Origin of the sequence: Methanothrix sp. (genome assembly GCF_030055635.1) — an archaeon.
In the GTDB taxonomy this organism is placed as follows: domain Archaea; phylum Halobacteriota; class Methanosarcinia; order Methanotrichales; family Methanotrichaceae; genus Methanothrix_B.
In genome coordinates this window covers 68,604-77,393 of the sequence record NZ_JASFYM010000010.1, presented here as the reverse complement: position 1 = coordinate 77,393, position 8,790 = coordinate 68,604, and the positions used below count along the sequence as shown (strand labels likewise).

General features: G+C 55.8%; 13 protein-coding genes and 1 tRNA gene. 13 read left to right on the top strand and 1 reads right to left on the bottom strand.

Going from position 1 to position 8,790, the window contains the following annotated elements; all coding sequences use genetic code 11:
- Positions 1-80: 80 nt before the first annotated feature.
- Entirely contained in the window at positions 81-800 is a 720-nt protein-coding gene (locus QFX31_RS05655; RefSeq protein ID WP_348531143.1) for a hypothetical protein, read from the bottom strand.
- Positions 801-886: 86 nt separating this feature from the next.
- On the opposite strand from QFX31_RS05655, the gene QFX31_RS05650 reads away from it, so the two are divergent.
- From QFX31_RS05650 to QFX31_RS05590, 13 genes are all read left to right on the top strand, one after another.
- A complete protein-coding gene (locus QFX31_RS05650; protein WP_348531142.1) occupies positions 887-1,228 on the top strand; it encodes a helix-turn-helix domain-containing protein in 342 nt (113 codons plus the stop codon).
- A 289-nt stretch (positions 1,229-1,517) separates the two neighbouring features.
- Entirely contained in the window at positions 1,518-1,880 is a 363-nt protein-coding gene (locus QFX31_RS05645; protein WP_348531141.1) for a 50S ribosomal protein L18e, read from the top strand.
- Positions 1,881-1,885: 5 nt separating this feature from the next.
- The gene (locus QFX31_RS05640; protein WP_348531140.1) at positions 1,886-2,296 is read left to right on the top strand and encodes a 50S ribosomal protein L13; all 411 of its coding nucleotides are present in this window, start codon (positions 1,886-1,888) and stop codon (positions 2,294-2,296) included.
- 11 nt (positions 2,297-2,307) lie between these two features.
- Positions 2,308-2,706 carry a 30S ribosomal protein S9 gene (locus QFX31_RS05635; protein ID WP_348531139.1) on the top strand — a complete coding sequence of 133 codons (399 nt, stop codon included), beginning with the start codon at positions 2,308-2,310 and terminating at the stop codon, positions 2,704-2,706.
- A gap of 6 nt (positions 2,707-2,712) precedes the next feature.
- Positions 2,713-2,898 carry a DNA-directed RNA polymerase subunit N gene (locus QFX31_RS05630; protein ID WP_348531138.1) on the top strand — a complete coding sequence of 62 codons (186 nt, stop codon included), beginning with the start codon at positions 2,713-2,715 and terminating at the stop codon, positions 2,896-2,898.
- Positions 2,899-2,906: 8 nt separating this feature from the next.
- Positions 2,907-2,981: transfer RNA gene (locus tag QFX31_RS05625), tRNA-Pro, on the top strand.
- A 27-nt stretch (positions 2,982-3,008) separates the two neighbouring features.
- Positions 3,009-3,191, top strand: coding sequence for a DNA-directed RNA polymerase subunit K (locus tag QFX31_RS05620; RefSeq protein ID WP_296609615.1), 183 nt, complete (start codon positions 3,009-3,011; stop codon positions 3,189-3,191).
- A 9-nt stretch (positions 3,192-3,200) separates the two neighbouring features.
- Complete coding sequence (gene rpsB / locus QFX31_RS05615; RefSeq protein WP_348531137.1) at positions 3,201-3,821, top strand: 30S ribosomal protein S2; 621 nt, start codon at positions 3,201-3,203, stop codon at positions 3,819-3,821.
- Between the two features lie 2 nt (positions 3,822-3,823).
- The gene (locus QFX31_RS05610; RefSeq protein WP_348531136.1) at positions 3,824-4,633 is read left to right on the top strand and encodes an MEMO1 family protein; all 810 of its coding nucleotides are present in this window, start codon (positions 3,824-3,826) and stop codon (positions 4,631-4,633) included.
- A 7-nt stretch (positions 4,634-4,640) separates the two neighbouring features.
- Positions 4,641-5,603 carry a mevalonate kinase gene (mvk, locus tag QFX31_RS05605; protein ID WP_348531135.1) on the top strand — a complete coding sequence of 321 codons (963 nt, stop codon included), beginning with the start codon at positions 4,641-4,643 and terminating at the stop codon, positions 5,601-5,603.
- 2 nt (positions 5,604-5,605) lie between these two features.
- Positions 5,606-6,379, top strand: a complete 774-nt coding sequence (locus tag QFX31_RS05600) for an isopentenyl phosphate kinase (RefSeq protein WP_348531134.1) — start codon at positions 5,606-5,608, stop codon at positions 6,377-6,379.
- Positions 6,354-7,427, top strand: a complete 1,074-nt coding sequence (fni, locus tag QFX31_RS05595) for a type 2 isopentenyl-diphosphate Delta-isomerase (protein ID WP_348531133.1) — start codon at positions 6,354-6,356, stop codon at positions 7,425-7,427. Before QFX31_RS05600 ends, fni begins: the two co-directional genes overlap by 26 nt.
- A 14-nt stretch (positions 7,428-7,441) precedes the next feature.
- On the top strand, positions 7,442-8,782 hold the full coding sequence (locus tag QFX31_RS05590; RefSeq protein ID WP_348531132.1) for an RNase J family beta-CASP ribonuclease: 1,341 nt from the start codon (positions 7,442-7,444) through the stop codon (positions 8,780-8,782).
- Positions 8,783-8,790: the final 8 nt, after the last annotated feature.

The window sequence follows — 8,790 nt, the reverse complement described above, 5'->3', positions numbered from 1 at the left end:
ATAACATCCGCTATACCAAGCTGGTCAAAAACTGATGCTACTATCCCTAAATGATCCATTGATCGCGTGTCTGTCTCCATCTAAGCTGCTCCTCTCTCCAAACCTGTGAGCCGGCTAAAAATGTTTGTCGCAGGCCATGCAGAGAAAATTGTTCGGAAAATGAATGTTAATGCGAAATGCAGGCTGCATCTCGTATAAATTCCGGGATCCGGTGCCGGGATGCACTCCATCCGTGCCAGCATATCCTTGAACACCCTGACCAGGGGATCAGATGGATCGCACCCGTCGAGCAGCTCAAGCGCCCTCTTTCTCTCCTGGATATCAAGATCTTTGATGACAGCATCCTTGACCAGCTCGAGGGCGTTTAAGAGACGCTCCTCATGCGTAAGCTGCTCACCGTTTATCATCTGGAAGAAGATGTAAAGGAGCACGAAGGTTATGTAGATCAGTGCGATGGTTGGCTGAAAGAAGTAGTTGTTGTCCATCGTCACGAACTTCCCTAGCTCATCTATGAACGCGCCGAAACCGATCCCGCCGATAACGGCTGCGAGATCCGAGGAGTATCGGTCTATGAATGCGAGAAGTATAACAATCGCGAGGATCATAAGGGCTCCGCCGAGGAGCACATGCGCTATGTGGAGCCCCCGGACCGCGAGCTGCGGGTAGCCGGTGGCATGCAGGATGAACCTTATGCACAAGATAGTCGCCACAGAGGTTACCATGAACAGCTCGAGCCGTTTATCTGCCTCCGCGCTTCTTATGAGATGCTTTGGGACCAGCGATGACGGCCTCCAGTCCATAAATGCTCGCAACACTCCATCTGGCGAACGTTTATCTGCCAGAGGTCACTCAGTGGAACTATCGTCATGATAAAGGTTCTGATGGTATGAGATCGCCATGCGAGGAGATTGTGTGGGAGGTTCTCCCAGGAATACGGGCCACGATAGCACAGGAGCTGGTAAGGCGAGGGGTATCCCAGAGAGAGGTATCAAGGCTGATGGATGTCACACCTGCGGCAGTCTCGCAGTACGTCTCCGGAAAGAGAGGATATAACATAGTGTTCAGAGATGACATCAGGGAGGAGATAGCCAGGCTTGCAGAGGATCTCATGAACGGAGATGCTGTTGACCTCATAGAGAGGATGTGCGAGATATGCAAGAAAGCGCGCGGAGAGGAGCTCTGTCCTGTGGAGATCGGGGAGGTGCAGCAGACAGGTCCGCCAAGATAGATCCCACGGTGCATACTCATATCATCTCGAAATACAGACTTCCTCGAGAAGTTGCATTGGAGACGTGGCAGATGCACGGCACCTCTTGCAGTCGATTGATGATGCATCTCAGATACTTCAAACCATGAATTCCGGAGATCGACCCGGAGACGTGAAAACCCTTATATACTGGCGGATTGTTCGAGAGTGATATCCGCATGAGGGCCGGGTGGCCCTTGGCGCATGAACTGATGTTCGAACGCGCTGTGCGCGTGAGTCGGTCTCTGGCGAGGCTTTGCGGAGGATTTGGATGAAGATTATCAAGAAGACTAACCCGAGACTGGTCCGTCTCATCAGCGATCTCAAGGCTGCCTCACGTGAGAGCAAGGCCGCTATCTGGCGTGATGTTGCCGAGAGGCTCGAGAAGCCGAGGCGAAACTACGCCGCGGTCAATCTGAGCAAGATCAACAGGCACACTGGAGATGATGACACGGTGCTGGTCGCTGGAAAGGTCCTTGGGGCCGGAGAGATAGATCACAGGGTAACAGTTGCAGCGCTTGGTTTCAGCGAGCAGGCAGCGTCGAAGATAGTATCCGCGGGTGGAAGATGCATGAAGATAGAGGAGCTCATAAGGCTCCATCCGAAGGGGACTGGCATAAAGATTCTGAGGTGAGTGCGATGATCTTCGATGCGACCGGTCTGGTTATGGGCCGTCTGGCCAGCATAACCGCTAAGTGTCTTCTCCAGGGGGAGGAGATCAGGATAGTGAACGCTGAGAAGGCCATAATCTCCGGAAGTAAGGACTCGGTCCTCCGCGAGTATCGCGAGATGCTGGAGAAGGGCACCCGTGAGAAGGGGCCGTACTTCCCGAAGCGCCCTGATCGCATCCTTAAAAGGACTGTGAGGGGGATGCTTCCCTACAAGACCAGCAGGGGTAGAGAGGCGATGGCTCGCCTCAGGGTCTACGTGGGCGTACCTCCAGAGCTGAGCGGCATGGCCTTTGAGCAGCCGGATGGAGCCAAGGTGAAGCGAACCACAAGCTACATTGAGCTTGGCGAGCTGAGCAGGATGCTCGGCTCGAAGTTCTAGGGAGGATCTTCATGAAGGTGGTCAACTCCTCAGGAAAGAAGAAGACTGCAATCGCCAGGGCGACATTCAAGGAGGGCAAGGGCAGAATCCGCATAAACAATGTGCCTCTCGAGATCGTCGAGCCTGCCCTGGCCCGGATGAAGATGATGGAGCCGATAATCATGGCGACAGAGGCGTTTTCTAGCGTCGATGTCGACGTCTCGGTGCGGGGCGGTGGCGTCATGGGTCAGGCGGATGCCGTCAGGACTGCCCTGGCGAGGGGCATAATCGAGTGGACCGGTGATGCCGCTCTGAAGGAGGCATATGCCGAGTACGACAGAAACCTTCTTGTAAGCGATCACAGACAGAAGGAGAAGAAGAAGTTTGGCGGACTTGGTGCCAGAGCGAAGTACCAGAAGTCCTACAGGTGAGGTACCTTGATCCCGGTAAGATGCTTCTCCTGTGGGAAGGTCATCTCCAGCGTGTGGGAAGAGTACAGGGAGCGGATCAAATCCGAACCACCTGGAAAGGTGATGGACGATCTCGGGATAGAGAGGTACTGCTGCAGGCGGATGCTTCTCTCCCATGTTGAGATCGTGGATATGCTCCGCAGGTACCAGTAGAGAGAAAGGGGGTTGTAGGGTAGCCTGGTCCATCCTACAGCGTTCGGGACGCTGTGACCTGAGTTCGAATCTCAGCAACCCCATCATACTCTTCCTTTTGAGGTGGCTATTTGAAGGGCGAGAAATATACTCGATTTGAGCGAGCCAGGATAGTGGGAGCACGTGCTCTGCAGATTTTCATGGGAGCCCCAGTGTTAATAAGGACGGAATCCATAGACCCTCTCGAAATAGCTCTTGAAGAGATGAGGTTGGGTGTTATACCTATAACCGTGAAACGTGATCGGAAAAGGTAGGTGAATTGATTGGTTGAAGAAGAGGTGATAACCGTCGAGGGCGATTATGAGACCCTGATCCCCATAGACGAATATCTTGCTGCTGGTGTTCACATCGGAACGCAGCAGAAGACCAGCGACATGATGAAGTACATCTACAGGGTCAGAACAGACGGTCTTTACGTTCTTGATGTTCAGGCGACAGACAAGAGGATACGGCTTGCAGGGAAGTTTCTGGCGAACTATGAGCCATCGAAGATACTTGTCGTCTCTGCCAGGCAGTACGGCCAGAGGCCCGCCACTATGTTCGCGAAGGCTGTGGGCGCAAGGGCGAACGTCGGGAGGTTCATACCGAACACCCTGACAAATCCATCGTTCGCGGGATACATAGAGCCTGATGTGCTTTTAGTCACAGATCCGGCCGGCGATGGCCAGGCTGTCAAGGAAGCTGTGGATATCGGCATACCTGTGGTGGCGCTCTGCGACACCAACAACATGACATCGAATGTCGATCTGGTGATACCCACAAACAACAAGGGCAGGAAGGCACTGACGCTGATCTACTGGCTTCTTGCGAGGCAGGTCCTGCGCGAGCGCGGCGAGGAGGACAGGTTCAAGTACACCGTATCGGACTTCGAGATGGAGTTCTAGAGATGAGACCACCAGCTGCGGCCGGTATGTTCTACCCGGCAAGGGCCGAGGTGCTGCTCGCAGAGCTCAGCTCTGCATTTCGCGGGCTGAAGCGTGAGCCCCTGCCAGTTATCGGCGCAGTGGTGCCGCATGCCGGCTATATATATTCAGGGTCTGTTGCAGCCGAGGTGTACGCGAGGCTTCCAGAGCGCGAGACGTATGTCCTGATAGGCCCGAACCACACCGGCCTCGGGCTTCCAGTTGCCGTGAGCAGGGAGACCTGGAGGACCCCGCTGGGCAGTGTTCCCGTTGATCTTGAGCTCGCCGATGCCCTTGAGGGCTCGATAGTGGCTCCTGATGAGATGGCTCACATGGAGGAGCACTCGATAGAGGTTCAGCTGCCGTTTCTCCAGAGGTGCTTCTCAGGCTTCAGGATACTCCCGATCTGCATGGGCATGCAGGACCAGGAGACAGCCGTCGAGGTCGGTGAGGCCGTGGCGGATGCGATCATTAGGCTCGGAAGGAGCTGCACTGTGATAGCGTCCAGCGATCTCACGCATTATCTCAGACATGAGACCGCGAGGCAGCTTGATACATCGGTACTGGAATCAGTGATAAGAATGGATATCGACGGTCTGTATTCAAAGATCGAGATGCTCGATTCCAGGTATTATGGACATGGTGTCTGCGGCTACGGGCCCATGGCAGCGACGATAACAGCCTCAAGGCGTCTGGGCGCGAGCATGGGGAAGCTTCTGCGCTATGCGACCAGCGGAGATGTGACAGGCGACCGCGGCCAGGTCGTGGGCTATGGGGCTGTGATATTCACCTAGGAGGAGTATGACAGCGGCATCAGCCCCCGGGAAGGTCATACTCTTCGGGGAGCATGCTGTTGTATCAGGCGCTCCAGCGCTGGGCACTGCGATAGATCTGCGCGCCAGGGTATCTGTTGATGATCTTCCCGGAAAGACTGAGATCGACATACATGGACTGGGATTGAGGCTCTCCGGCTTCTCGATCGATTCTGATGGCAGGGTCGTATCTCTCGGAAGCTCCGAGGAGGCTGCAGCTGCTGCCAGGTATGTATTTGCGGTTGTGAAGACGCTCGGTGCTAGGGATGTGAGGATCACGGTCTCTTCTGATATACCTGTGGCATCAGGCCTCGGCTCCTCTGCTGCGATAGTCGTTGCAACGCTTGCCGCCCTGAGCCACCACATGGGCATCGATATGGATGCAAGAAGCATCGCGGCAGAGGCCCACAGGATCGAGAAGGCGGTCCAGAGGGGCCTGGGGAGCCCGATGGACACGGCGCTTGCTGCATTCGGCGGATACGTGCAGATCTCCGATGGTGTCAGGCCACTTGATCTTCCCTCTCTTGATATTGTCGTTGGCTGCACATCAGTTCCACATGATACGAGAGCAGAGGTCGCGCGGGTACAGGAGCTGAAGTCGAGGTATCCGGAGATCGTGGACCCTATATTCAAGGCCATAGGCGTAATATCGAGGAAGGCAGTGCCATGCATAGAGAACCTGGAGCTCGAGGAGCTCGGGATGCTCATGAACATAAACCACGGACTCCTTGAGGCGATCGGGGTCGGGACGAGGGAGCTGAGCGAGCTAGTCTATGCTGCTCGGGGCGCTGGAATGGCGCTGGGAGCAAAGCTGACAGGCGCAGGTGGTGGTGGCTGCATGATAGCCCTTCCAAGGATGGGCGCGTCCTTGAGAACCATCACCGCGATATCACAGGCAAGGGGCAGGGCATTTGCGGTCAGGACCGGATGCGGCGGTGTTTCTGTAGAATAATTATGCTGAAGATACTGAAGCTGGGCGGGAGCATAATCACAGATAAGAGCAGGCTGGCCACCGCCAGGCTGGATCAGATATCCCGGATCGCTCATGAGCTGTCGGGGATTGAGGATCTGATAGTCGTTCATGGTGCAGGATCCTTCGGCCACATTCACGCCAGGAACTTCGGGCTTCCTGAGAGGTTCAGCGGGGAGGGTCTGCTCAAGACACACCTCTCCGTCTCTGAACTCAACAGAATCGTGGTCGAGGCGCTGCATGATGCAGGAGTCGATGCGCTGCCTGTGCATCCGCTGAGCAATGCTGTTCTGAGGGATGGCAGGATTCATCTCATGAGCACTGAGGTGATCACAGAGATGCTCAGGCGCGGCATGACCCCTGTGCTCCACGGCGATGTCGCGATGGATGTCTCCAGAGGCGCCGGCATAGTCTCCGGAGACCAGATCGTATCGTATCTTGCGAGAGCTCTGAGAGCTGGAATGGTCGCAATGGGCACAGATGTGGATGGCATCATGATTGACGGAAGAGTTCTGAGCTGTATAACACCTGAGCGCATGCACTCCCTTGAACCTCATCTTCTGCCTGCAAAAGGAGTTGATGTGACTGGAGGCATGCGCGGGAAGCTCGCGGAGCTTGTGAGGCTCGCTGAGATCGGTATAGACTCCAGGATCTTCAACGCCGGCGTGTCCGGAAATGTCAGAAGGGCGCTATCGGGAGAGCGTCTCGGCACACTGATCACAGGTAGAGAGCATGGAGACGGTCCGCAGGAAGCTTGAGCACATAGAGATATGCCTGGAGAAGCGGGTGATCTCAAAACACAGAGCATTTGATGATCTGATCCTGCTGCACAGAGCCCTGCCTGAGATCGATGAGTCTGATGTGAGCACAGAATGCATGTTTCTCAACAGGAGGCTCTCCGCGCCGCTGATGATCAGTGCGATGACCGGGGGCCATCCTGATGCCAGGGAGATCAACGCGAACCTCGCCATCGCGGCTCAGGAGACCGGCATCGCGATCGGGGTCGGATCGCAGCGTGCCGCGCTTGAGCATCCTGATCTTGAGGACACATTCTCAGTAGTTAGAGAGCTCGCTCCCGATGTGCCTGTGGTGGGGAACATAGGGGCGGTCCAGCTGCGCAGATACGGTCCTGAGGTCCTGGACAGGGTTGCGGAGATGGTGGATGCAGATGCGGTAGCTGTTCATCTCAACTTCCTCCAGGAATCAGTACAGCCAGAGGGCGAGAAGAACGCGGCAGGCGTTCTCGAATCTCTGAAGGAGGCGAGGTTCAGGCTGCCGATAATCGTCAAGGAGACCGGAGCCGGGATCCCGTTCGAGGATGCGAGGATGCTCGTCGATTCCGGTATCAAGATCATAGATGTCGCCGGTGCCGGAGGGACATCCTGGTCGATGGTTGAGGCGTACAGGGCGGAGCTGCGCGGTGATGCAGAGTCCAAGGAGATCGGCATGCTCTTCGCAGAATGGGGAATACCGACTCCGGTCTCGGTGATAGAGTGCTCACGTGCAGGAGCCCAGGTGATATCATCGGGGGGCGTGAGGAGCGGCATTGATGTGGCGAGGAGCATCGCGCTGGGCGCGTTCATGGCCGGCGCAGCGCTTCCCCTGCTCGCTCCCGCGACGAAGGGAAGTGCAGCTGTCGTCAGTGTTCTTCAAAGGTTCGTGAGAGAGCTCAGGATATCGATGTTTCTCACAGGATCGAGAAGCATCCAGGAGCTGGGCAGGGTGCCCATGATAATAACTGGCAGGACGCGGGAGATCCTGGAGCAGCGGGGCATCGATACAAAGATTTTTTCTTCAAAAAGGTAAAAGAGAGTGTGAAGATGAGCAGCATAGGAATAATGGCAGTCGGCGGATACGACGAGATCGGAAGAAACATGACTGCCATCAGAGTCGACAACGACATAATAATAATGGATATGGGGATCCGCCTGGACAGGGTCCAGATACATGAGGACACAGATGTGGAGTCGCTTCACTCCTCGGATCTCATAGCGATGGGCGCAATACCGGATGACAGCATTCTGAACGGGGTCGCATCGAAGGTCAAGGCGATTGTGTGCACTCATGGACACCTGGATCACATAGGCGCGGTATCGAAGCTGGCCCACAAATACCGCGCGCCAATCATAGCCACTCCGTTCACAGCTGATCTTGTAAATCAGGAGATAAAGGCTGAGAGGATATTCAGGGTGAACAACGAGGTCATCAGCCTGAAGGCAGGAGAGAGGTACCAGGTGACCCCGGACATAGAGCTGGAGTTCATCAGGGTCCAGCACAGCATAGTGGACTGCGTCTTCGCCGCGCTCCACACAAAGCATGGGACAATACTTTACGCAAACGACTTCAAGATCGACAGGAGCCCGACGCTGGGAGAGCCCCCGGATTTCCCGAGACTGAGACAGCTCGGAAGGGAGGGCGTTCTGGCGCTGATAACGGAGACGACAAACGCGGGGGTCTCAGGGAAGACACCATCGGAGCAGATCGCCAAGGATCTCGTCTGGGATGTTCTCATGGGAACAGAGGAGACCGACTCTGGGATACTTGTGACCACATTCTCATCGCATATCGCCAGGATAAAGGCCATAATAGAGGCAGCCCGCAAAATGGGCCGCAAGCCCATCCTTCTGGGAAGGAGCATGGAGAAGTACTGGGGGACCGCTGTAAGAACAGGATATGCGGAGCGCGGGAACGGGCTGGCGGTGTGCGGCAGGCGGAAGGCTGTCGATAAGGCTCTGAAGAGGATAATGGTCGAGGGGAAGGACAAGTACCTGCCCATAACGACAGGCCACCAGGGCGAGCCAGGGGCGATACTGAGCAGGATCGCAAACGGAGAGACGGAGTTCAGGGTGGAATCTGGAGATAGAGTCATATTCAGTGCCGGTATAATACCACAGCCCCTCAACATGTCCAACCGTCACACTGTTGAGACGAAGCTGAAGATGAAGGGCGCCAGGATATACGATAACGTGCATGTCTCAGGGCATGCATGCAGGGAGGACCACTGGGAGCTCCTGCGCATGATAAACCCGGAGCATGTGATACCCAGCCACGGCAACCTCAACAGCCACGGGCAGTACCTCATGCTGGCCGAGGATACGGGCTACAAGCTGGGATACTCGATACATCTCCTCAGGAACGGCCAGGAGCTGCTCCTCGGGTGAGTTTTGAA

Bases quoted from the DNA above. Each gene is read 5' to 3' on its own strand.
- QFX31_RS05640 (WP_348531140.1), top strand. From the start codon at position 1,886: ATGATCTTCGATGCGACCGGTCTGGTTATGGGCCGTCTGGCCAGCATA.
- mvk (WP_348531135.1), top strand. From the start codon at position 4,641: ATGACAGCGGCATCAGCCCCCGGGAAGGTCATACTCTTCGGGGAGCAT.
- QFX31_RS05655 (WP_348531143.1), bottom strand. From the start codon at position 800: ATGGACTGGAGGCCGTCATCGCTGGTCCCAAAGCATCTCATAAGAAGC.
- QFX31_RS05635 (WP_348531139.1), top strand. From the start codon at position 2,308: ATGAAGGTGGTCAACTCCTCAGGAAAGAAGAAGACTGCAATCGCCAGG.
- QFX31_RS05645 (WP_348531141.1), top strand. From the start codon at position 1,518: ATGAAGATTATCAAGAAGACTAACCCGAGACTGGTCCGTCTCATCAGC.
- QFX31_RS05610 (WP_348531136.1), top strand. From the start codon at position 3,824: ATGAGACCACCAGCTGCGGCCGGTATGTTCTACCCGGCAAGGGCCGAG.
- fni (WP_348531133.1), top strand. From the start codon at position 6,354: ATGGAGACGGTCCGCAGGAAGCTTGAGCACATAGAGATATGCCTGGAG.
- QFX31_RS05590 (WP_348531132.1), top strand. From the start codon at position 7,442: ATGAGCAGCATAGGAATAATGGCAGTCGGCGGATACGACGAGATCGGA.
- QFX31_RS05600 (WP_348531134.1), top strand. From the start codon at position 5,606: ATGCTGAAGATACTGAAGCTGGGCGGGAGCATAATCACAGATAAGAGC.
- QFX31_RS05650 (WP_348531142.1), top strand. From the start codon at position 887: ATGAGATCGCCATGCGAGGAGATTGTGTGGGAGGTTCTCCCAGGAATA.